21 protein-coding genes are annotated in these 20,007 nt (G+C 73.4%); 10 read left to right on the top strand and 11 right to left on the bottom strand.

The features are described 5' to 3' along the window. Positions 1-512 precede the first annotated feature (512 nt). Positions 513-713 carry a hypothetical protein gene (locus PV364_RS38690; RefSeq protein ID WP_319665627.1) on the bottom strand — a complete coding sequence of 67 codons (201 nt, stop codon included), beginning with the start codon at positions 711-713 and terminating at the stop codon, positions 513-515. A 785-nt stretch (positions 714-1,498) separates the two neighbouring features. On the opposite strand from PV364_RS38690, the gene PV364_RS38685 reads away from it, so the two are divergent. Together PV364_RS38685 and PV364_RS38680 are read left to right on the top strand one after the other, a co-directional pair. Beyond that, positions 1,499-2,200 (top strand): type 1 glutamine amidotransferase domain-containing protein, encoded by a 702-nt coding sequence (locus PV364_RS38685; RefSeq protein WP_319665626.1) that lies wholly within the window; start codon positions 1,499-1,501, stop codon positions 2,198-2,200. A 111-nt stretch (positions 2,201-2,311) separates the two neighbouring features. Further along, entirely contained in the window at positions 2,312-2,566 is a 255-nt protein-coding gene (locus PV364_RS38680) for a helix-turn-helix domain-containing protein (protein WP_319665625.1), read from the top strand. An 82-nt stretch (positions 2,567-2,648) separates the two neighbouring features. On the opposite strand, the gene PV364_RS38675 is transcribed toward PV364_RS38680, so the two are convergent. Continuing rightward, positions 2,649-3,419 (bottom strand): GNAT family N-acetyltransferase, encoded by a 771-nt coding sequence (locus PV364_RS38675; protein WP_319665624.1) that lies wholly within the window; start codon positions 3,417-3,419, stop codon positions 2,649-2,651. Between the two features lie 346 nt (positions 3,420-3,765). Between PV364_RS38675 and PV364_RS38670 the strand changes: the two genes are divergently transcribed. Then, on the top strand, positions 3,766-4,146 hold the full coding sequence (locus tag PV364_RS38670; RefSeq protein ID WP_319665623.1) for a nuclear transport factor 2 family protein: 381 nt from the start codon (positions 3,766-3,768) through the stop codon (positions 4,144-4,146). On the opposite strand, the gene PV364_RS38665 is transcribed toward PV364_RS38670, so the two are convergent. Next, complete coding sequence (locus PV364_RS38665) at positions 4,112-4,966, bottom strand: helix-turn-helix transcriptional regulator (protein ID WP_319665622.1); 855 nt, start codon at positions 4,964-4,966, stop codon at positions 4,112-4,114. The two genes, PV364_RS38670 and PV364_RS38665, sit on opposite strands and share 35 nt — an antisense overlap. 53 nt (positions 4,967-5,019) lie before the next feature. Between PV364_RS38665 and PV364_RS38660 the strand changes: the two genes are divergently transcribed. After that, positions 5,020-6,018, top strand: coding sequence for an aminoglycoside phosphotransferase family protein (locus PV364_RS38660; RefSeq protein ID WP_319665621.1), 999 nt, complete (start codon positions 5,020-5,022; stop codon positions 6,016-6,018). Here the strand turns inward: PV364_RS38660 and PV364_RS38655 are convergent. From PV364_RS38655 to PV364_RS38640, 4 genes are all read right to left on the bottom strand, one after another. After that, positions 5,999-6,763 (bottom strand): methyltransferase domain-containing protein, encoded by a 765-nt coding sequence (locus tag PV364_RS38655; protein WP_319665620.1) that lies wholly within the window; start codon positions 6,761-6,763, stop codon positions 5,999-6,001. The genes PV364_RS38660 and PV364_RS38655 overlap by 20 nt on opposite strands. 109 nt (positions 6,764-6,872) lie before the next feature. Continuing rightward, a complete protein-coding gene (locus tag PV364_RS38650; protein ID WP_319665619.1) occupies positions 6,873-7,700 on the bottom strand; it encodes an aldo/keto reductase in 828 nt (275 codons plus the stop codon). Positions 7,701-7,830: 130 nt separating this feature from the next. Next, positions 7,831-9,663, bottom strand: coding sequence for an AMP-dependent synthetase/ligase (locus PV364_RS38645; RefSeq protein ID WP_319665618.1), 1,833 nt, complete (start codon positions 9,661-9,663; stop codon positions 7,831-7,833). Positions 9,664-9,887: 224 nt separating this feature from the next. After that, complete coding sequence (locus PV364_RS38640) at positions 9,888-11,408, bottom strand: MFS transporter (RefSeq protein WP_319665617.1); 1,521 nt, start codon at positions 11,406-11,408, stop codon at positions 9,888-9,890. A gap of 138 nt (positions 11,409-11,546) precedes the next feature. Here PV364_RS38640 and PV364_RS38635 point away from each other — a divergent pair, with 138 nt between their 5' ends. Both PV364_RS38635 and PV364_RS38630 read left to right on the top strand, forming a co-directional pair. Next, entirely contained in the window at positions 11,547-12,509 is a 963-nt protein-coding gene (locus tag PV364_RS38635) for an Lrp/AsnC family transcriptional regulator (RefSeq protein WP_319665616.1), read from the top strand. 140 nt (positions 12,510-12,649) lie between these two features. Next, positions 12,650-13,900 (top strand): transposase, encoded by a 1,251-nt coding sequence (locus tag PV364_RS38630; RefSeq protein WP_319665615.1) that lies wholly within the window; start codon positions 12,650-12,652, stop codon positions 13,898-13,900. A 13-nt stretch (positions 13,901-13,913) separates the two neighbouring features. Here the strand turns inward: PV364_RS38630 and PV364_RS38625 are convergent, their stop codons facing one another. Then, positions 13,914-14,768, bottom strand: coding sequence for a LysR substrate-binding domain-containing protein (locus PV364_RS38625; protein WP_319665614.1), 855 nt, complete (start codon positions 14,766-14,768; stop codon positions 13,914-13,916). Positions 14,769-14,891: 123 nt separating this feature from the next. Here PV364_RS38625 and PV364_RS38620 point away from each other — a divergent pair, with 123 nt between their 5' ends. Beyond that, positions 14,892-16,019, top strand: coding sequence for a bile acid:sodium symporter family protein (locus PV364_RS38620; protein ID WP_319665613.1), 1,128 nt, complete (start codon positions 14,892-14,894; stop codon positions 16,017-16,019). Here PV364_RS38620 and PV364_RS38615 read toward each other — a convergent pair. Then, positions 15,959-16,318 carry a DoxX family protein gene (locus tag PV364_RS38615; RefSeq protein WP_319665612.1) on the bottom strand — a complete coding sequence of 120 codons (360 nt, stop codon included), beginning with the start codon at positions 16,316-16,318 and terminating at the stop codon, positions 15,959-15,961. The two genes, PV364_RS38620 and PV364_RS38615, sit on opposite strands and share 61 nt — an antisense overlap. A 33-nt stretch (positions 16,319-16,351) precedes the next feature. Then, positions 16,352-17,194 carry an MBL fold metallo-hydrolase gene (locus PV364_RS38610; RefSeq protein ID WP_319665611.1) on the bottom strand — a complete coding sequence of 281 codons (843 nt, stop codon included), beginning with the start codon at positions 17,192-17,194 and terminating at the stop codon, positions 16,352-16,354. A 276-nt stretch (positions 17,195-17,470) separates the two neighbouring features. Here PV364_RS38610 and PV364_RS38605 point away from each other — a divergent pair, with 276 nt between their 5' ends. Further along, complete coding sequence (locus PV364_RS38605; protein WP_319665610.1) at positions 17,471-18,064, top strand: histidine phosphatase family protein; 594 nt, start codon at positions 17,471-17,473, stop codon at positions 18,062-18,064. A gap of 6 nt (positions 18,065-18,070) precedes the next feature. Here PV364_RS38605 and PV364_RS38600 read toward each other — a convergent pair whose 3' ends face one another. After that, positions 18,071-18,445, bottom strand: coding sequence for a cupin domain-containing protein (locus tag PV364_RS38600; protein WP_319665609.1), 375 nt, complete (start codon positions 18,443-18,445; stop codon positions 18,071-18,073). A 92-nt stretch (positions 18,446-18,537) separates the two neighbouring features. Between PV364_RS38600 and PV364_RS38595 the strand changes: the two genes are divergently transcribed. Both PV364_RS38595 and PV364_RS38590 read left to right on the top strand, forming a co-directional pair. Beyond that, positions 18,538-18,990: a MarR family winged helix-turn-helix transcriptional regulator gene (locus PV364_RS38595; RefSeq protein WP_319665608.1), complete on the top strand. Its 453-nt coding sequence runs from the start codon at positions 18,538-18,540 to the stop codon at positions 18,988-18,990. Positions 18,991-19,637: 647 nt separating this feature from the next. Further along, a complete protein-coding gene (locus PV364_RS38590; protein ID WP_319665628.1) occupies positions 19,638-20,000 on the top strand; it encodes a UBP-type zinc finger domain-containing protein in 363 nt (120 codons plus the stop codon). The last annotated feature ends 7 nt before the right edge of the window (positions 20,001-20,007 follow it).

The following is a 20,007-nucleotide window of genomic DNA, read 5'->3' as shown; positions in this document are numbered from 1 at the left end:
GGCGCCGATCTTCGAGTTGGTCGATTTCGGCGTGGTCGGTGACCTGTTCAGTGTGGTGCCGCAGCTGACCGAGGAGGTCACGGCCCGCAAGGGCTGACCTCCACGGGTACTGCGACGGAGCCCCGCCGTGCCACGCAGGCACCGCGGGGCTCCGCGCGTATGCCCGAGACCGCAGCGACGTGCGGGCGATCCGGGCGACCAGCGGGCCACTCGCTCGTGCCCGCACCTCGTACCGCCGTCCCCGCACGGCGTCGTGCGGGGACTTCTTCGTCTACCGCGACGAGAGCCACATGGCCGACGCCTACGCCGGGGCCCTCGCCCCTGTCCTCGGCGGGCCACCTACCCCTGGCCCTCGGATTGAGGGCCTGGTCCTGCGCCGGCAGGTACACGAAAAGGGTCCGGTCGGGGTCACCGGGCATGGTCAGGTGACCGACGACCGGGTGGTGGAGCGGTTTGTCCCCGTGGGTGCGGTCGAAGACCTTCGGGTCGTGCCTGCAGCGGCGGAAGTCCTCTCACCACACGGCCAGTTCCCCGACCAGTTCGGCGGTGCGGGTGTCCTCTGCGACCTGCTCCCGGCGCGGGTGCAGCGAGCTGGGCGCCGCGTCCAGGAGGCCCCAGTGGGCGAGGCCGCGCTCACGCGCGGGCGGGGACTCGGAGTCGTTCGTCAGGGCACGGAAGAGGTGGTCGGTCGCCGGCGCGTCGGTGCGACGCACCAGGATGCAGCCGGCCGGTCGCTGAAAGGGTCCAGGAACCTCCGCAGCCCGGGAGATGCCCGGCCTTGGCCCCCGCGAGGTCGAACCGGTGGGCGCGTTCTGCGGCGTCGAGCTCAAGGGCGGCGGCCACGGCTTCCCGAACCCCGGCGGAAGGGCTGATCTGCCGTACCTGTTCCAGGCCTCGATGGCGTCCGCGGGGCCCCGGACCCGGAGCGCCCCCCGCCGATCCCGGCCTGTACGCAGTTGCCTGCGGGGGCTCGCCGCGCTCTTCGTACGGGACACGGCCGCGCGGCCCACCTCGCGCGCCGTCTACGGCGTGGCCCGCGTGCTGCAGCGCACGCTTCTGCCGGGCCCGGCCCCGCCCCGGCCGCCCGCGGAGCCCGGGCGGGAACCCCGCTCGGCCAGGGCGGCGAGTAGCTGGTGCGTCACCCCCGAGGGACGAGCGGGAAGCGGTCGTCGCCGGCGCAGGTCCGGGCTCGCCGACCCGGAAGCGATGCGGCCGCGGCACCGGCGCGGGAATGCCCTGAGGCCGACGTTCTCGACAAACCCACATCCTCCCCCCGGGGTGTCGCGGGGGAGCACGGACAAGGGGGGTCGCTCCGTCCTATGCAGACGATTCCCCCGCAGGTCAGGGCCGGAAAGCGGCGCCTGTCGCCCGGGTGGGGCGTGGTGTCCTGGATCGCGGGGCCGGAGCACGCATCGGTTCTCGGGACCGAGCGCTCTCCCACGCCCCTTGCCTCCCACTCCCGGCTGCGACAAGCGGCCCTGAAGAAAGTGAGCCGAGAATGGCCAGGATCCTGATGGTGCTGTCGGGCGTCGACTACTGGACGCAGACGGACGGCAGCAAGCACCCCAGCGGCTACTGGGCCGAGGAGTTCGTCGTCCCGCACCGCATCCTGACCGAGGCCGGATTCACCGTCGACATCGCCGCTCCGGTGGGCGGCAAGCCGGCCGCCGACCCCGTGAGCCTGCGGGACGACGTCGCCGGCCCCGAGGCGGCCGCCTTCGCCGCCTACATCGAGGATTCGGCCGAGGCGCTCACGAACCCCAAGGCTCTGTCCGACGTGGACACGGCCGACTACGACGCGATCTTCATGCCCGGCGGGCACGGTCCCATGGAGGACCTGGCCCACGACCCGGACCTGGGCCGCATCCTCATCGAGGCCGACGCCGCCGGGAAGATCATCGCCCCGGTGTGCCACGGCCCGGCCGCGCTCCTCTCGGCGAACCTGCCGGGCGGGGGCTGGCTCTTCGCCGGACGGACCCTGACCGTGTTCACCAACGAGGAGGAGCGGATCAACGGCACCTCCGAGCAGGCGCCGTGGCTGGTGGAGAACGTCCTCAAGGCGCGCGGGGCCACCGTCCGGTCGGCCGGGATCCCGTGGGAGGCGCACGTCGTCGTCGACGGCAACCTCTACTCCGGCCAGAACCCCGCCTCCAGCAAGCCGCTGGCCGAGCGGCTCGTCGCCGCGCTCACCGGCCGCTGAATCCACGGCACCACGCGCACCCCTGGGAACCCGGACCTGGAGGAGGCGCGAAGGCTCATCGACCGCAGCCTGGGGGAGCAGGACATCACCCCGGCCACCATCGCGCACCGGATGGGGGTCTCGGTACGGTCGTTGCACCGCGCCTTCGCCGCGGCCGACGACTCCGTCATGCGCTGCGTCCGGCGGCGCCGCACCCAGGAGGCGCACGCCGAGATGGTCAGGACCGGCGGAGCGGTGAAGATCACGGAGCTCGCCGCGAAGTGGAACTTCTCCGACTCCAGCCACTTCATCCGCCAGTTCAAGGAGCTCTACGGCACCACGCCCGCGGCCTTCGCGAGGGACCTGCGAAGGGGCTCGACGCACTAGCCGGCCGCGGGCGCGGGCCCGGCGGTCTCCCGTCCCGTCCCGCCCGTTCGGGCGGGACGGGAGACCGGCTGCCGGAGGCGGCCTATGCCGGAGCGGTGAACCAGGTCAGGATTTCCGCGGTGTGGAAACCCGCCGACGTGTAGACGGGCACGCCCATCGCGCTGGAGTAGAGGTAGGCAGTCGTGGCGCCGGCCGCGTGGCCCGCGCGGACGATCTCCGTAGTGATGGCCAGGCCGTGGCCCTGCCGGCGGTGGTCCGGGAGCACGGAGATGTTGTAGACCCCCAGCAGGTCACCGCTGACCGCGGCCATGCCCGTTCCCACGGGGACGCCGTCGACCTCCGCGAGGTAGAAGGTGAATCCTTCCCGCTCCGCCAGGGCCGGGTCGGCGAAGATCTCGAACATCTCGGGGGGTACCCCGAAGCCCTCCGCCATGATCTTGGCGTACAGGCCGAGTTCGTCGGCCCGCACGGCGCGGACGCGCAGGGGACCGGTGGCCGGCTGCGACGGTGTTCCCGCGTCGCACCGTCTGACCATCAGGGGCTGTGCGCTGACGTGGGTCAGCCCGTGGCGTGCCGCCACCGCGCTGATCCGCGGTCCCGGGACGCCGCGGACCTGGATGCTCCAGGGGAGTCCCCTCAGGCTCGCGCTGTCGGCCAGGGCCTCGACGACGCCGGGGTCCGGCTCCAGGTCGGGGCTGATCACGCCGTTCAGCCCCGCGACCGGGGCGCCGGACACGGCCAGAACCGTGTCGTCGGGCTCTCTTCTGCTGTCACCGGTCGCAACGGCCGCCAGAGTGTCGCGGACGGCGGTGTACGCGAACACGACAGGTCTGAGCGGGTCGTTCGTATGCATCAACGTGCTTCCTTCCGGTCGCCGGACGGTGCCGACGAGCCGTTGAGATGTGCGGGGTCACAGGGACGGCCACCCGTACGACGGGCACGCCGGAGCCGCCGCCCTCCAACAAGGTGCGGCTGTACCCGGCCCCTGCTCCAACCCATCACGCCGCACCCCGCCGGGGATAGAACAGGGGCGCCAGACCGCTCTCCCCGGCTGCCCGCACCGCGGCGTCCCCCCTTACCCCCGAGGTAATCGACGCCTGCGCGGCGCCCCGGCAGGGTGGACGTACCGGCGGACGGGGTGGCGCACTCCACTCCGTCCGCCGGGCCGACCACGACGAGGAAGAGGAAGAGGAACCGACATGACGCAGGACCGGTACGAGACCGCGGTGGCCCGGTACTTCGAGGCCTGGAACGCCGCAGGCGCCGAGGAGCGGGCCAAGGCCGTGGCCGCCGCGTGGAGCGAGGACGGCGGTTACACCGACCCACTGGCCGACGTCACCGGGCACGAGGCCGTCAGCGCCCTGATCGGCGGGGTGGCGGAGCAGTTCCCGGGCCTGGTGTTCACGCTCACCGGGAGCGTGGACGGCCACCACGACATCGCGCGGTTCTCCTGGGCGCTCGGGCCGGAGGGCGCACCCGGGGGGACCGCGCCGGTGGCCGGGTCGGATGTGATCACGCTGGCCGAGGACGGCCGGATCCGCTCGGTCAGCGGCTTCCTGGACCGGATTCCGCAGGTGTGACGGACGGTGCCCCTTCCCTCAGCGCGGCGGCGGTCTCCGGGTCGGCGGGCAGGAAGGTCTCGATCGCCAGCTCGGAGACCGTCACGTCCATGGGGGTGTTGAAGGTGGCGGCCGTCGAGAGGAACGACAGCTCACGGCCCCCGTGGGCGACGCGCAGCGGCAGCGCGAAGGGGGAGTGCGGGCCGTCCGCCGCCGGCGGCTCCGGGTGGGCGGCGTCCACCGGGTAGGCCGCCAGCTCCTCGTACAGCCGGCGCAGCGGCGCGTAGCCGCTCATGGTGATCTGGCGCTCGATGCGCTCCAGCAGATGACCGCGCCACTGGCGGAAGTTGAGGATGCGAGGGGCGAGCCCGTCGGGGTGCAGGGTGATCCGCATCGCGTTCATCGGGGGTCGCAGCAGGTGCTCGGCGACGCCGTCGAGGAGCAGGGCGACCCCGCGGTTCGCGGCCACGACGTCGTACATGCCGTCCAGGACCAGCGCCGGGTTCGGGTCGTACGCGGCCAGCAGCCGGTCGAGGCTGTCGCGCAGCGGGTCCATGGCCGGGTCGCGCAGCGGGGTCTCGGGGAAGGAGGGAGCGTAACCGGCCGCCACCAGCAGGGAGTTGCGCTCCCGCACCGGTACCTCCAGGTGCTCGGCCAGCTTCAGCACCATGGCCTGGCTGGGACGCGAGCGGCCGGTCTCGATGAAACTGATGTGCCGGGCCGAACTGTCGGCCCGCAGCGCGAGTTCCAGTTGGCTGATCCGCCGCCGCTCCCGCCAGCCGCGCAGCAGGGTGCCCACCCCCGCGACGGACGGGCCGGGGCCGGCCGTGGTCGTCGTCATGAGGCGACCGTAACGCAGGTGCGCGGCGCGGGCGGCCGTGCTGTGATGCGGGGATGGAGCGGGAACCGCGGATCGACATCGGGGAGCACGAGGGACCGACGCCCTGGTCGGACCGGGCGTGGCGGCGCGACGCCCTCGCCTGGGCGGAGGAGGCCACCGCCGGGCGGGGCTTGCGACCGCGGGCGCGGGAGGAGTGGCTGGCCCGGTTGCGCCCCTGGTCGGTGGTCGTGCGCATCCCCACCACGTCGGGGGAGACGGTGTGGTTCAAGGCGAATCCGCCCGGCTCCGCCTTCGAGCCCGCGCTGACCCGCGCACTGCACGGGTGGGTGCCGGGCAGGGTGCTGGCGCCGCTGGCCGTGGACACCGGGCGCGCCTGGGCGCTGCTGCCGGACGGCGGCCCGCTGCTGGCCGGCACCGCGGACCGGCCGGGGGGCAGCCCCTACTACTGGGAGGCCCCGCTGCGCGCGTACGCCGCGTTGCAGCGCGCCACCGCGCACCGCGCGCACGAGATGGCCGCGCTCGGTGTGCCCGACCTGCGGCCCGCGCGGCTGCCGGAGCTGCTGGACGAGATGATCCACCGCACGGACGCACCCGCCGAGGTCCGGGCCGTCCGCCCGCGTTTCGTGGACTGGTGCGAGGAACTGGACGGTTCCGGCATCGGTGCGGCGCTCGACCACGCCGATCTGCACGAGGACCAGGTCTTCCACCGCGGCGACGCCTATGTCTTCTTCGACTGGGGCGACGCGGCCCTCGCCCATCCCTTCACCAGCCTGCTCGTGACCGCCCGGATGGCGCACCGGCGGTACGGCGCGGACGGCCCGGAGGTGGTGGCGCGGCTGCGCGACCGCTACCTGGAGTCCTGGGGCGGCGAGGGCCACGACCTGCCCGCGCTGCGCCGGCTGGCGAGCCTGGCCTGCCGGGTCGGCGCGGTCGGCCGGGCGCACACCTGGGGCCGGGTCTTCCCGGCCGCGGGCCACGGCGGCGGCGGCACCGTGCCGGTCGAGCGCATGGCCCTCTGGCTGAGCGAACTCCTCAACGAGCCGCCGCTGTAGGGGAGTCCGGTGCGTCCCGGTCCTTGGCGAGGGCGATCAGCCGGTAGGCCGGATCGGGGCGCGGCTTGTCCTGGTCCGGTAGCGCCACCAGGCGCCCGGCCAGCGCGTCGGCATCCTCCTCGCCCAGCACGAGCGCGGAGGCGAACCGGCCCGCGGCGATCCGTGCGGCCAGGTCGCGCGGGGCCCGGCCCTGTCCGTGGCCGGTGAAGCGGGCCTCCCCGGCCGGGCGCAGCCCGTGGGCGGCGGCGTGCCGCAGCACCGGCTCCTCGGCGTCGTAGGGCTCCCGTCGCCTGAAGGGCCCGAGCAGCGCGTCGATGTCGCTGCCCACGTCGTGCCCGGCGTCCTTGTCGACGGTGGTGACCAGTACCCCGCCGGGCCGCAGCACCCGCGCGCACTCCGCGATCACCTGCGGCGCGAACGGCAGCAGGTGCAGCACCCACACCAGGGACACCGCGTCCAGCGAACCCGCCGCGAACGGCAGCCGGCGCAGGTCGGCGACCACGACGCCGGGTCCGACGCGGGTCCTGGCCATGCGTGCCATGGCGGCCGCGCGATCCGCTCCCAGCACACGCAGCCCGGGCCGTGCGTACCGCTGTGTCACCAGGCCCGTTCCGCACCCCGCGTCCAGCAGCGTGCGGGCCTCCCGCGGCACCAGTCCGAGCACCGACGCGGCGGCGGCCCGGGCCCGCGGTGTCCCGCCCCGGGTGGCGTCGTACCGGGCGGCCTCCGTCTCGTAGTCCAGCACGACCGCAGAGTAGACCCGCGCGGTCCCCGGCGGGAGGGCCCCGGCACGACGGAGGGCGGCGGCACGGGTCTTGGTGCCGCCGCCCTCCCGCCGTGCACTGCGAGGAATGTCAGTTGAAGGCCGACGGGTCGGGGCCGAGGCGGCCGCCGTTGTCGAGGGCGTCGATCGCCGCCAGGTCCTCGGCGTCCAGCTCGAAGCCGAAGACGTCGAAGTTCTCCCTGATCCGGGAGGGGGTCACGGACTTGGGGATGACCACGTTGCCGAGCTGGAGGTGCCAGCGCAGCACGATCTGCGCCGCGCTCTTGCCGTGCTTGGCGGCCACCGCGGCGAGCGCCGGCTCGTCGAGCAGGCCGCGGCCCTGGCCGAGCGGCGACCACGCCTCGGTGGCGATGCCGTGGGCCGCGCCGAAGGCGCGCAGTTCGGCCTGCGGGAGGTTCGGGTGCAGCTCGATCTGGTTGACGGCGGGCACGACGCCGCCCTCGTCGAGCAGGTGCTGCAGCTGCGCGACCGGGAAGTTCGAGACGCCGATGGCACGGGCCCGGCCGTCGGCGTGGATCTTCTCCAGGGCCCGCCAGGTCTCCAGGTACAGGCCGCGGGCGGGGGTCGGCCAGTGGATCAGGTAGAGGTCGACGTAGTCGAGGCCGAGCTTGGCCAGGGAGGCGTCGAAGGCGCGCAGCGCGTTCTCGTGGCCCTGGTCGGTGTTCCACAGCTTGGTGGTGACGAACAGGTCCTCGCGGGCGATGCCGGAGGCGGCGATGGCGCGGCCGGTGCCCTGCTCGTTCCGGTACAGCGCGGCGGTGTCGATGCTGCGGTAGCCGGCTTCCAGGGCGGTGCCGACGGCGTCCGCCGCCTCGTCGTCCGGCACCTGCCAGACGCCGAAGCCGAGCTGCGGCATCGTGACGCCGTTGTTGAGGGTGATGTCAGGGACCGTGCTCACAGGCGGCTGATCCTTCGGGTCGTCGATCGTCATCGGGGCAACGCACGGGACAACGATCAAGGCCCCCACGCGCATTCCCGGGCCGGCCCGGGCCGGCCCGGGCCGGCCCGGGAATCCCGCGGCCCCGGGCTCAGTGCCGGTACAGCGCCTCGATCTCCCGTGTGTACGCCTTCTCTATGGCCTTCCGCTTCAGCTTCAGCGACGGGGTGAGCAGCCCCTCCGCCTCGGAGAACTGGCCGGCCAGGATGCGGAAGGTGCGGATCGACTCCGCCTGCGAGACCAGGGTGTTCGCGGCCACCACGGCCCGGCGGATCTCGGTCTCCAGGTCGGCGTCGTGGATCAGCCTGGCGATCGGCAGCTGCGGTTTGCCCCGCATCGTCAGCCAGTGCCCGATGCCCTCCGGGTCGAGGGTGAGGAGCGCGGCGATGAACGGCCGGTCGTTGCCGACCACGACGCACTGCGACACCAGCGGGTGGGAACGCACCCGGTCCTCCAGCACCACCGGGGAGACGGACTTGCCGCCGCTGGTGACCAGGATCTCCTTCTTCCGGCCGGTGATGGTCAGGTAGCCGTCCTCGTCGAGCGCGCCGAGGTCACCGGTGGCCAGCCAGCCGTCGTGCAGGACCTCCGCCGTGGCCTTGGGGTTGTTGAGGTACTCGGTGAAGACCTGTCCGCCGCGCACCCACACCTCGCCGTCGTCGGCGATGTGCACGCCGGTGCCGGGCACGGGCAGGCCGACCGTGCCGAAACGTGTCTGCTCGGGGGGATTGGCCACGGCGGCGGCCGTGGTCTCGGTCAGTCCGTACCCCTCGAAGATCCGTACGCCCGCGCCGTCGAAGAACAGCCCGAGTCTGCGGTCCATCGCCGAACCGCCCGAGAAGGCGTGCCGGACCTTGCCGCCGAGGGCCGCGCGCACCTTGCCGTAGACCAGCTTCTCGTAGAGCTGGTGCTGCATCCGCAGTCCCGTGCTCGGGCCCGGGCCGGTGCCGAAGGCGCGCGCCTCCATGGCCTCCGCGTGCCGTACCGCGATCTCGACGGCCTTCTCGAAGGGGCCGAGCCTTCCGCCCGCCTCGGCCTTGCGGCGGGCGCCCTGGAAGACCTTCTCGAAGACGTACGGGACCGCGAGCACGAAGGTCGGCTTGAAGGAGGCCATCGCCGGGAGCAGTTCGGCGGCGGCCAGATTGGGCTGGTGCCCCAGCCGCACCCGGGCGCGTACCGCCGCGACCTCCACCATGCGGCCGAAGACGTGGGCGAGCGGGAGGAAGAGCAGGGTCGAGGCCTCGTCACCGGGCTTGGAATGGAAGACCGGCTCGTACTTGGCGATGACGTTGTCGGCCTCGGCCATGAAATTGGCGTGGCTGATCACACAGCCCTTGGGCCGGCCGGTGGTGCCGGAGGTGTAGATGACGGTGGCCGGGCCGTCCGGGGTGACGGCCATGCGGTGCCGGTGGACCGTGTCGTCGTCGATCTCGGCGCCGTCCCGGGCGAGCTCCGTGAGCGCCTCGGAGTCCAGCTGCCACAGCCGGGCCAGCCGGGGGAGTTCGTCGACGACCGCGCCGATGGTCATCGCGTGGTCCTCGTGCTCCACGACGCAGGCGACCGCGCCCGAGTCGTGGAGCATCCAGCGCACCTGCTCGGAGGAGGACGTCGGGTAGATCGGCACGGGCTGGGCGCCGATCGTCCACAACGCGTAGTCGAGCACGGTCCACTCGTAGCGGGTACGGGACATCAGCCCGACCCGGTCGCCGAAGCGGATGCCGTGCGCCAGCAGGCCCTTAGCCACCGCGACGACCTCGTCGCGGAAGCCGGCGGCGGTGACGTCCTCCCACTCGGCGCCCTCCGGGCCCGTCCTGCGGCTGAGCACGACACGGTCCGGCTCCTCGGCGGCGGCGGCGAACACGGAGTCCGCAAGGCCGCCGACTTGGGGTGCCGTCACCAGTGGGGGAATGGTGAACTCGCGCAAGGTCGCTCCTCGGCCGCTCGGGCGGTTGCAGAAGCTACCCGATGGCGCCGCGGCGCGGGAGGGGTGCGGTGACCGGGTGTGAGGGTCCCCGGAGGGACCCCCGCACCCCGGTGACGAGCGGATTCCCTGTTACCGCAAGGAACATGAGGCCGGAAGGTGGTGTCCGGGTGGAGGGAACCCCGTTTGGATCTGCACCAAATCCCCGCGCCGGGATCACCCTCGCTCTACAGCGCGGCCGCGGGCTCCGGAACGCTCTGCTCGGGCGCTGCCGCCTGCGGTTTCGACCGTACGAGGACGAGCACGACCGCGCCCGCGACCAGTCCCGCGATCCCCGCCGTCACGGCGGCGGCGTTCAGCCCGGAGGCGAAGGCGGCGTGCAGCGCGTGGTCGGCTGCCGGGCGCCGGCCCTCGGGAACCCGCGCCAGCAGTTCCCGCGCGCCGCCGCCCGCGAGTACCCGGGCGGCGGTGTGCGGGTCGGTGACGCCGGAGTCGCGCAGCGAGTCCTCCATCCGGCCGGTGAGCAGCGTGCCGAAGACGGCGACCGCCAGCGCGTAGCCGAGCTGGCGGAAGGTGTTGACCGCGCCGCCCGCCATGCCCGCCCGCCGGGGCGGTACGGAGGCCAGCGCCGCGCCCGCGATCGCCGGGTTGACCAGGCCCACGCCGAGCCCGGCCACCACCAGGCCCGCGGTCAGCGAGGCCCACCCGGAGTCCGCGTCCAGCACCGCCTGCGCCAGCGCTCCGGCGCCGATCAGCACCAGCCCGCCGCCGATCACCAGCCGGTGCGGCGCCCCGTGCAGGAGACGGCCGCCCAGCGCCGAGGCCACGAAGGCCGCCAGTGCCAGCGGGATCAGCACTAGGCCGCCGCGCACCGGGCTCAGCCCCAGCAGCGTCTGCAGCCACAGCGAGGTGTAGGCCAGGACGCCGAACGCCGTGCCCGCGAGCGCGAACGCGCCGACCATGACGCCGGTGAAGGAGCGGTCCCGGAACAGCGCGAGGTCCAGCATCGGGTGCGCGGAACGCCGCTCCACCAGGACGAAGACGGCCAGTGCCGCCGCCGCGCCGGCGAGGGTCGCCATCGTGCGCGCCGAGGCCCACCCGGCCTCGTCGGCGCGGATCACCGCGAAGGTGGTGAGCCCCGCGAAGGCGGTGAAGGACGCTGTGCCGGGCCAGTCGATCCGCGCGCCGCTGCGGCCCTTCGACTCGCTCACCACGCGGAGCGTCAGCGCGATGGCGACGACGCTGACGGGGAGGTTGACAAAGAAGATCCACCGCCAGTCCAGCCCCTGCGTCAGCAGGCCGCCCAGCACCGGGCCGAGCGCCGCCGCGGCGCCGCTGACCGCGCCCCACACACCGAGCGCCACCGAGCGGTCGCGCCCCTGGTAGGCCGCGCCGAGCAGCGAGATCGTGGTGGCGAACATCGCGGTCGCCCCCACCCCCTGCACAGCGCGCATGGCCACCAGCCAGCCCGCTCCCGGGGCCAGGCCGCAGGCGAGCGACGCGGCGGCGAACAGCGCGGTCCCCGCCACGTACATCCGGCGGCGTCCTATGACGTCGGCCGCCGAGCCCGCGCCCAGCAGGAGGGCGGCCAGCGCCAGCGCGTACACGTCGATCATCCATTGGAGGTCGGACAGCGAGGCGTCGAGCGCACCCGCGATGTCAGGCAGCGCGACGATCACGATCGTCACGTCGATCAGCAGCATGAAGGTGCCGAGACAGACCGCCACCAGCGGTCCCCATTTACGCATGGTCTTCCCTGTTCTCCGTCGAGAGGTCCGTCGAGAGGTCCGTCGAAGGTCCTGTTCCGTACCATCGCGAAGGGTGGCCCGGTTCTTCCAGCCACGTGCTGGGATGCGCCGGATTCCGACATCACGAGAGGTGCAGTGATGGATTCCCACATGCTCGACGAGCTGGACCAGCGGTTGCTGCACGCCCTGCAGCTCGACGGCCGCGCCCCCTTCAGCCGGATCGCGGACGTGCTGGGCGTCTCCGACCAGACCGTGGCGCGCCGCTACCGCCGCCTGTACGCCGACTTCGGGATGCGCGTGCTGGGCCTGCCCGAGCAGGAGTTGCTCGGCAGGACGCGCTGGGCGCTGCGGCTGCGCAGCACGCCGGAGGCCGCCGAGTCGCTGGCCAAGGCGCTGGCCCGGCGCGAGGACACCGCGTGGATCTCGCTGATGTCCGGCGGCACCGAGGTCATGTGCATCACCCGGCCCCGCAGCCACGGCGAGCACGACGCCCTGGTGCTGGGACGGTTGCCGCGCACCCCGAGCATCGTGGAGATCGGCGCGCACAGCATCCTGCACACCTTCTACGGCGGCGCGATGGGCTGGTTCGCCAAACGGGACGCGCTCACCGAGCAGGAGGCGGCCCCCCTGCGACTGCCCCCGCCGGTCCTCCCGGAGGCCGGCACCGTCGTCCTCGACGCCACCGACGAGGCCCTTTTCACCGCCCTCGCGCGCGACGGGCGCGCGAGCTACCCCGAACTGCACCGGGTCACGGGGCTGTCGGAGTCGGCCGTCAAGCGCCGGCTGGAGCAGCTGCGCGGCTCAGGGGTGCTCTACACCGACGTGCAGCTGGACACGGCGTGGATCGGCCACGACACCCGGGCGGTGTTCTGGATCACCGCGGCCCCGGCGGAGCTCCACTCGGTCGGCACGGCGCTGGCCGCCCACCGGCAGACCGCTTTCGTCGCGGCGACCACCGGCACGTCCAACATCGTCGCCGTCGTCATCTGCCGCGACACCGCAGAGATGTACCGCTATCTGAGCGAGCGGGTCGGCGCGCTGGAGGGCGTCCGGCATGTGGAGACCGTGCCCTACCTGCGCCTGGTGAAGCAGATCACCTGATTTCTCCCAGGATGCCCCGGCCTTCAGGCCGGGGAGGAACGGGTCCTTGGGCAGGAGCCGCGAAGCGGCGGAGCAGTTTGCGCATCTGTCCTGACCTGCACTCTCCTTCGTTGTCAGTGGCGACTGTTACGTTCCGGGACATGACGGCGACAGCGACGGCCGAGGAGGGGTCCGGGCATGCCCGGTACACCTACCGGCTGCGCGTGTCGTCGACGGCGCGTGCCGGTCTGGAGGCGGAGTGGGCGCGGTGCCGGTGGGTGTGGAACGAGTGCGTGGCCGTGTCCCGCAAGATCCACGCCCTGAACCAGACCTCCGAGCAGAAGATCACGTGCGGCCCGGCGCAGCTCGACAGAATGCTGACCGGGGCGCGGCGGTCGATGGCGTGGCTGCGGGACGGCAGCTCGGTGCCGCAGCAGCAGACCGTCCGGGACTTCGCGAAGTCCCGCGCCAAGGCGTTGAAGGACATCACGGCGCGGCTGCCGATGCGGCAGCGCGCAGGCATGCCCCGCAACAAGCGCAAACGCGAGGCCGCCCCATCGCTGAACTACACCACCCGGGGTTTTAGGCTCAAGGACAGGCGCCTGCACCTGGCCGGCGGCATCGCCCTGACGGTGGTCTGGTCCCGCGACCTGCCCGCCGACCCGACGTCGGTACGCGTCTACCGGGACAGCCCCGGCCACTGGTACGCCAGTTTCGTCGTCGCCGTCCAGGCGCAGCCACTGCCCGCCACCGGCGCGGTCATCGGTATCGACTGGGGCGTGCGCGAGACCGCGACCACGACCAGCGACCTCCACGACCTGCCCCACGCCCAGCACGGCAGGACCGCCGCGGCGAAACTCGCCCGCTACCAGAAGATGATGGCCTGCCGCCGCACCCCGAAGAACAAGCCCGACACCGCCGGCTACCGCAAAGCCCGCCGGGCCGCGGCGAAGGTGTCCAAGAAGATCGCCAGGCAACGCCAGGACACGGCCCGCAAGTGGGCCAAGCGCGTCGTCCGTGACCACGACGCGATCGCGGTCGAGGACTTCCGGCCGAAGTTCCTGGCGAAGTCCGGCATGGCCCGTAAGGCGGCGGACGCGGCGATCGGGGCCACGAAGGCGGCGCTGGTCGAGATGGGCCGCAAGCACGGGCGGGACGTCCACCTGGTGCATCCCGCGCACACCACCATGGACTGCGCGCAGTGCGGAGCGAGAACCAAGCACGCACTGCCTCTTTCGGAACGTACCTACACCTGCACCCCGTGCGGAGCCGTCTCGTCCAGGGACAAGAACTCCGCCCGCGTGATGCTGGTCCGGGCTGGTCTCAACCCGGCTGGTGCCGATCGTGTAAGAGCTGGCGGACCGCTGGTCCCCAGCCCACGTGAGCCAGGAATCCCCGCCCTTCAGTTTTAGGGCGGGGAGGATGTCAAGACCGAAGGGATCCGTCGAGGATCGCCGCCGCCAGCGCGTCCGCCGCCTCGCGCGCCGCGGGCCGCCGGGAGCCGTGCAGCAGCACGAAGTCCACCCCGCCGAGTTCCGGCAGGCCCGCGCGGGACGGCACCCGCACCAGGCCGGGCGGGAGGAGTCCCTCCGCGTGCGCCATCACCCCGAGTCCCGCGCGGGCCGCGGCGATCAGCCCGCTCAGCGAGCCGCTCGTGCACGCGATCCGCCAGGACCGGGCGTGCTTCTCCATGACCTCCAGCGCCCGCGCCCGGGTGATCGCCGGGGCCGGGTAGAGGATCAGCGGGACCGGGCGCTGCGCGTCGAGCCGGAACCGTTCGCCGGCCACCCACACCAGCCGGTCCCGCCACACCAGTTCGCCGTGCGTGTCGCCGGCCGCGCGCTTGCCGAGGACCAGGTCCAGCCGTCCGGCGGCCAGCCGCCGGTGCAGGGTCGCCGACAGCTCGACCGTCAGCTCCAGGTCGACCTCCGGGTGCTCGCGCCGGAAGCCCTCCAGGATCTCCGGCAGCCGGGTCAGCACGAAGTCCTCCGAGGCGCCCAGGCGCAGCCGCCCGCGCAGCCGGGTGCCCGCGAACCAGCCCGCCGCCCGCTCGTTGGCCTCCAGGATCGTGCGCGCGAAGCCCAGCATGGCCTCGCCGTCCTCGGTCAGCTCCACGCTGTGCGTGTCCCGCGCGAAGAACTGCCGCCCCGCCTCCTCCTCCAGCTTCCGCACGTGCTGGCTGACGGTCGACTGGCGCAGCCCCAGCCGCCGGGCGGCCTGCGTGAAGCTCAGCGTTCCCGCGACCGTGACGAAGGTCCGCAACTGCACCGGGTCGAACATGCGCCCAGCCTAGCGGCGGTCATCGCCAAACGCGATGACAGTCAGTGCGGTCAATGCCATTTACGATCGATCACGCGCCGGGCAAGCTGGGAAGGCCACGTCCGTGCACCGATGAGGAAGTCCATGCGCCGCCTGCGTTACCCGTCCTGGCTCCCTCTGGACCCCTACATCGCGGCGCTGCTCGGCACCGTGCTGCTCGCCGCCCTGCTGCCCGCCAGAGGCGCCGGCGCCCACGTGGCGGGAGGGGCGTCCACCGGGGCCGTGGCGCTGCTCTTCTTCCTGTACGGGGTGCGGCTGTCCACCCGCGAGGCGATGGACGGGCTGCGCCACTGGCGGCTCCATTCGACGGTGCTGGCCTGCACGTTCGTCCTGTTCCCCGTCCTCGGCCTGGCGGCCCGCCTCCTGGTGCCGTACCTGCTGACGCAGCAGCTGTGGACCGGTCTGCTCTTCCTGTGCCTGGTTCCCTCCACCATCCAGTCCTCGATCGCCTTCACCTCCATCGCGCGCGGCAACGTCGCCGCCGCCATCTGCGCCGGCTCCTTCTCCAGCCTCGCCGGTCTGGTGCTGACCCCGCTGCTCGCGGCGGTGCTGCTGGACGGCAGCGGTGCGGGCTTCTCGCTGGACTCGGTCCTCGGGATCGTGGTGCAGCTGCTCATGCCCTTCGTCGCCGGACAGGTGCTGCGCCGCTGGATCGGCGGCTTCGTCCTGCGACACAAGAAGGTGCTCGGACTCGTCGACCGCGGCTCGATCCTGCTGGTCGTCTACACCGCCTTCAGTGAGGGCGTGGTCGGCGGCATCTGGAACCTGGTGACCCCGCTGCGGCTGCTCGGGCTGCTGCTGGCCGAGGCCCTGCTGCTGGCCGCGATGCTCGCGCTGACCTCGTACGGCGCGCGGCGGCTCGGCTTCGGCCGGGCGGACCGGATCACCATCGTCTTCGCCGGCTCCAAGAAGAGCCTCGCCGCCGGACTGCCCATGGCGACCGTGCTGTTCGGCGCGCAGGCCGGGCTCGCGGTGCTCCCGCTGATGCTCTTCCACCAGATGCAGCTCATGGTCTGCGCCGTCATCGCCAAGCGCTGGGGACGCCAGGCGGAGTCCGCCGCGTCCACCGCGGCGGCCGCGCCCGCGGCCACCGTGCACGGGCGCGGCGTCCTGGTCCGCAGCTCCTCGCCGGCCCGCGGGGACGATCGGGCTCAGCCGCGCAGCGCGTTCACCACCAGGACGGCCAGGGCCATCGCGAGGAAGAGCAGGTAGGCGCCGAGGGCGCGCCCCCGGTCGCCGGCCCGCACCTGGCGGTACAGCGTCCAGCCGAAGATCGCGGCCTCCAGCGCGGCCCCGGCCGCACCGAGCACGGGTCGCCACAGACCCGCGATCACGGCCGCGGCGCCGAGCGCGTGCAGCGAGCCGAGCAGGGCCGGCACCCGGGGATGCCGGCCCTGGAGTACGCCGAGGCGGGTGAGTTCGTCCAGGCGTTCCAGACCCGGGCGGGCCCGGGCGAGCTGGGCGACGGCCGAGGGGACGACTTCGAGCAGCAGCAGGACGGTCAGGGTCACGGCAGCGGCGTACATGTCCTCGGTCCCGTGCCCTCAGCCCTGCCGGCAGATCACGAAGCCGGGGTAGGGGTGGCTGCCGGGGCGGCCGCCGATCTCGTCGATCGCCCGCCGTATCGCGTGGAGCTGACTTACCGTCATCTCCAGCGGTGGTTCGTCCGGTTGGTAGGTGGTGCGCACCGGGTAGTCCACCCCGGGCTCGCGGCTCATCTCGATGTGGCAGCCCAGCACATGGCTGACCGGCCGCTCCGCGGCGAAGGCGATGAGCCGGTCGACGGTGCGTACGAAGGCGGCCCAGTCGGCGACGTACAGCCGGCCCGGGTAGACGGTGTCCCCGGTGAGGAGGAAGCCGGTGCGGGGGTCGTAGTAGGTGACCGCGGCCTCGTGGTGGCCGGGGGTCGCCAGGCACTCCAGGACCCGGCCGCCGAGGTCGACGCGGGCCACCGCGTCCGGGTCCGTGTCGAAGCCGAAGAAGGGCCACGCGCCGTCGCGGCCGGCCGGGACGACCACGGTGTCCGGGCGGTCCGCGAACTGCCCGTCGCCCGCGACGTGGTCGCCGTGCGCGTGCGTGTGCAGCACCAGCAGCCCGTACGCCTCCCGGGGATGCCGCTCCCGCCACGCGGCGACCAGCTCGTCCACCACCCGGCGCAGCGGGAAGAACGCGGCGGACTCCGTGGCCCCGGTGTCGATCAGGACGGCCCGCTCCTCGCCGAAGAGCAGGTAGAGGAAGGGTGCTTCGTAGTGGACCGCCTTGTTCTGCCGCAGGATCACGGTGTCCTCGGCGTAGGCGAAGACCTGGATGTCGGGGTCGGTGTTGTGCTTCGCGGACGGCGATCCGTGGATCCACCGCACGTCCAGGGGCTGTGTCACGGGGGTCATCCGGCTCCTCGTTCCTCGGCGGCGGCCCGGCGACCGGCAGCGTACGCGCCCTGTCCGGGGCGGTCACGGCCGGCCGGTTCCCCGGTGGCCGACCGGGCGTCGTTTTGTGCGCCCGCCCGGTCGGGGGAGACACTGTCCCCGTGACTTCTGAGGGCTCGGCGGAATCGTTTCTCCAGCGTATCGGCGTCTTCGCCGCGCCCGAGCCCGCGCACCGTGCTTTCGTCAGTGATCCCGACGGCGACACCACCGAAGCCGTCCCAAGGAGGTGGCTTCCCGATGGCCTCGCGCCTCGTGCTCGTCCGGCACGGACAGACCGAGTGGTCCAAGAGCGGCCAGCACACCGGCCGCACCGACATCCCGCTGACCGAGGAGGGACGCGAGGCCGCGCGCCTGCTCGGCAAGCGGCTCGCCCGCGCCCCCTGGCACGACTTCCCCGGCGCCCGGGTCCGCACCAGCCCGCTGCAGCGCGCCCGCGACACCTGCGAGCTGGCCGGCTTCGGTGACCGCGCGGAGCCCTGGGACGCCTTGCGGGAGTGGGACTACGGGGAGTACGAGGGCCGCACCTCGCCGGAGATCCGCGAGGAGCGGCCGGGCTGGGTGATCTGGCGCGACGGCGTGGTCGGCGGCGAGACCTCCTGGCAGGTCGCCAACCGTGCCGACGAGGTCGTGGCCTGGGCCAAGTCGGAGGACAGCGACGCCGTGGTCTTCGCCCACGGCCACTTCCTGCGCACCCTCGCCGCCCGGTGGCTGCGCCTGGACCCGATGCGGGGCATGGTGCTGAGCCTGGCCCCGGCGTCGCTCTCCGTTCTCGGCTGGGAGTATGGGGACCCCGCGATCACCTTGTGGAACGACACCGCGCACCTGCAGTGACCCCGCTCAGCGCGCCCAAGGCGGGCTGAGCCGCGAGCCGTCGGCCAAGGACGCCTCCAGGCCGGTGCTCGTGGTCACCCACAGCGCGGCGGGCTCGTCCGCCGGATTCTCCAGTACCAGGGAGCATCCGGCGGGCGCGATGGCCACGTCACCGGGGGAGAGGTCGTGACGCTCGCCGTCCAGCGACAGCCGGGGCGTGCCGCCGAGCACCAGGAACACCTCCTCCCGGCTGATGACGTGCGCGGGACCCGCGGTGCGCGGCGGCACCTCGCCGCGCCAGGCGCAGATCTCCCGGCTGCCGGTGGCGGTCGCGGCGTACGAGACGAAACGGACGCCGTGCAGGTCGTGCACGAGGGCGTCGGAGGCGCGGACGACGGGCATGGGGACTCCTCACAGGGCTATGGGCAAGCAACTTGCGCAAGTTGCTTGCCCATATGCTCAAGCTGCTTGCGCACTGTGTCAAGGTGATTCCCATGAACGCCGAAGAGGCCCTGGCCACGGACCTGGGCATCACCCTGCTCGCGGCCGCGGGCGCCCTCACCACCGCCATCCACGACGGCGTCGTCGCCCGCGGCTACACCGACCTGCGCCCCGCCCACGGCTTCGCCTTCGCCCGCATGGCCGCGAGCGGCGCCACCGTCACCGAGCTCGCCGGGCACCTCGGGGTGACCCGGCAGGCCGCCGGCCAGCTCGTCGACGAACTCGTCGCCAAGGGCTACGCCGAGCGCCGCCCGCACCCCGACGACGCCCGCGCCCGGCTCGTCGTCCTCACCGAGCGTGGCCACGCCTGCACCCGCGCCGCCGAGGCCGCCGCCGCCGACGCCGTCCGCCCCTGGACCGCCGCCCTCGGCCGCGACCGCGTGCGCGCCCTGACCGACGACCTCCGCCGCGTCGCCCCGAACGGCCCGGTCAGGCCCACGTGGTAGGCGGACCCGGGACGGAGCGCATGCCTGGGCCGAGCGCCACGGCCTGAGGCGCACCCGCGACGTGCGCGACCGGGGCACCGGGCCGTCGGGCCGTCGGGCCGCCGTGTGGTGGACCGGTCGGCTGCGTGTGGCGGGCCGCGACGTCGTACGGGTGAAGATCGGGGCCGTGCCCCGGAACGCGGACGCGCACCGCACCGGTCGTGAGGCCCTGGCCCTGCCGTCCGGCTGGGTTCCGGCGGCTCGGCAGGCAGGGCGAGACGCAGGCCGGGCAGCACGTCCTCCTCGTGCTGCGCGGCAGCATGGTCATGCCCGCCTGGACCGGCGCCGCCGCCCGTGAGCCGGGCCTCGACCGGATCGTCCCGCCCTCGCTGGCCGTACCCGTCGGCCCGCTGCATCCGTACTTGTACGCCGACCAGTCGGCGACCGTACAGCAGCGGCCCGAGGCGGCCGACGGCGCGGCCGTCCACGAGATGTGGACGGACGAGGACTTCGGCACGGGCGGACTGCGGACCCGCCCCTCCGGCTCGCGGCCACCGCCTGACCCCGTCGTTCCCCGGACACCGGGTCGCCGCTTCGAGCGGTGGGGGAGCGGCGGGGTGGCTAGCATGCGGGGAGACGTGATCGCGCGCGAAGGAGGCGGGTCCAGCATGGCGGACGACCGTACGATTCCGGGCATCGACCCCACGGCCAAGCCGAGCGGGGAGGGCTGCGCCGACTGCGGCGCGGGCGAGGGGCCGGGCTGGTGGCTGCACCTGCGGCGCTGCGCCGAGTGCGGGCGGATCGGCTGCTGCGACTCCTCGCCGTCCCAGCACGCCACGCGGCACGCCCGTGAGGCCGGCCACCCGTTCATCACCAGCTTCGAGCCCGGTGAGGACTGGTTCTGGAACGTCGAGACCGAGGAGTACTACGACGGTCCCGCCCTGCCCCCGCCGACCTCCCGCCCGGAGAGCCAGCCGTCCCCGGGCCCGCACGGCCGGGTGCCCGAGGACTGGCGGCAGCGACTGCACTGACGGGGGC

Origin of the sequence: Streptomyces sp. MI02-7b, from assembly GCF_033793585.1 — a bacterium.
GTDB lineage: Bacteria > Actinomycetota > Actinomycetes > Streptomycetales > Streptomycetaceae > Actinacidiphila.
This window is presented reverse-complemented; position numbering and strand designations above follow the sequence as displayed.

Bases quoted from the DNA above. Each gene is read 5' to 3' on its own strand.
- PV364_RS38670 (WP_319665623.1), top strand. From the start codon at position 3,766: ATGACGCAGGACCGGTACGAGACCGCGGTGGCCCGGTACTTCGAGGCC.
- PV364_RS38680 (WP_319665625.1), top strand. From the start codon at position 2,312: ATGGGGGTCTCGGTACGGTCGTTGCACCGCGCCTTCGCCGCGGCCGAC.
- PV364_RS38625 (WP_319665614.1), bottom strand. From the start codon at position 14,768: ATGTTCGACCCGGTGCAGTTGCGGACCTTCGTCACGGTCGCGGGAACG.
- PV364_RS38590 (WP_319665628.1), top strand. From the start codon at position 19,638: ATGGCGGACGACCGTACGATTCCGGGCATCGACCCCACGGCCAAGCCG.
- PV364_RS38675 (WP_319665624.1), bottom strand. From the start codon at position 3,419: ATGCATACGAACGACCCGCTCAGACCTGTCGTGTTCGCGTACACCGCC.
- PV364_RS38605 (WP_319665610.1), top strand. From the start codon at position 17,471: ATGGCCTCGCGCCTCGTGCTCGTCCGGCACGGACAGACCGAGTGGTCC.
- PV364_RS38640 (WP_319665617.1), bottom strand. From the start codon at position 11,408: ATGCGTAAATGGGGACCGCTGGTGGCGGTCTGTCTCGGCACCTTCATG.
- PV364_RS38665 (WP_319665622.1), bottom strand. From the start codon at position 4,966: ATGACGACGACCACGGCCGGCCCCGGCCCGTCCGTCGCGGGGGTGGGC.
- PV364_RS38660 (WP_319665621.1), top strand. From the start codon at position 5,020: ATGGAGCGGGAACCGCGGATCGACATCGGGGAGCACGAGGGACCGACG.
- PV364_RS38600 (WP_319665609.1), bottom strand. From the start codon at position 18,445: ATGCCCGTCGTCCGCGCCTCCGACGCCCTCGTGCACGACCTGCACGGC.
- PV364_RS38595 (WP_319665608.1), top strand. From the start codon at position 18,538: ATGAACGCCGAAGAGGCCCTGGCCACGGACCTGGGCATCACCCTGCTC.
- PV364_RS38620 (WP_319665613.1), top strand. From the start codon at position 14,892: ATGCGCCGCCTGCGTTACCCGTCCTGGCTCCCTCTGGACCCCTACATC.
- PV364_RS38610 (WP_319665611.1), bottom strand. From the start codon at position 17,194: ATGACCCCCGTGACACAGCCCCTGGACGTGCGGTGGATCCACGGATCG.
- PV364_RS38630 (WP_319665615.1), top strand. From the start codon at position 12,650: ATGACGGCGACAGCGACGGCCGAGGAGGGGTCCGGGCATGCCCGGTAC.
- PV364_RS38685 (WP_319665626.1), top strand. From the start codon at position 1,499: ATGGCCAGGATCCTGATGGTGCTGTCGGGCGTCGACTACTGGACGCAG.
- PV364_RS38635 (WP_319665616.1), top strand. From the start codon at position 11,547: ATGGATTCCCACATGCTCGACGAGCTGGACCAGCGGTTGCTGCACGCC.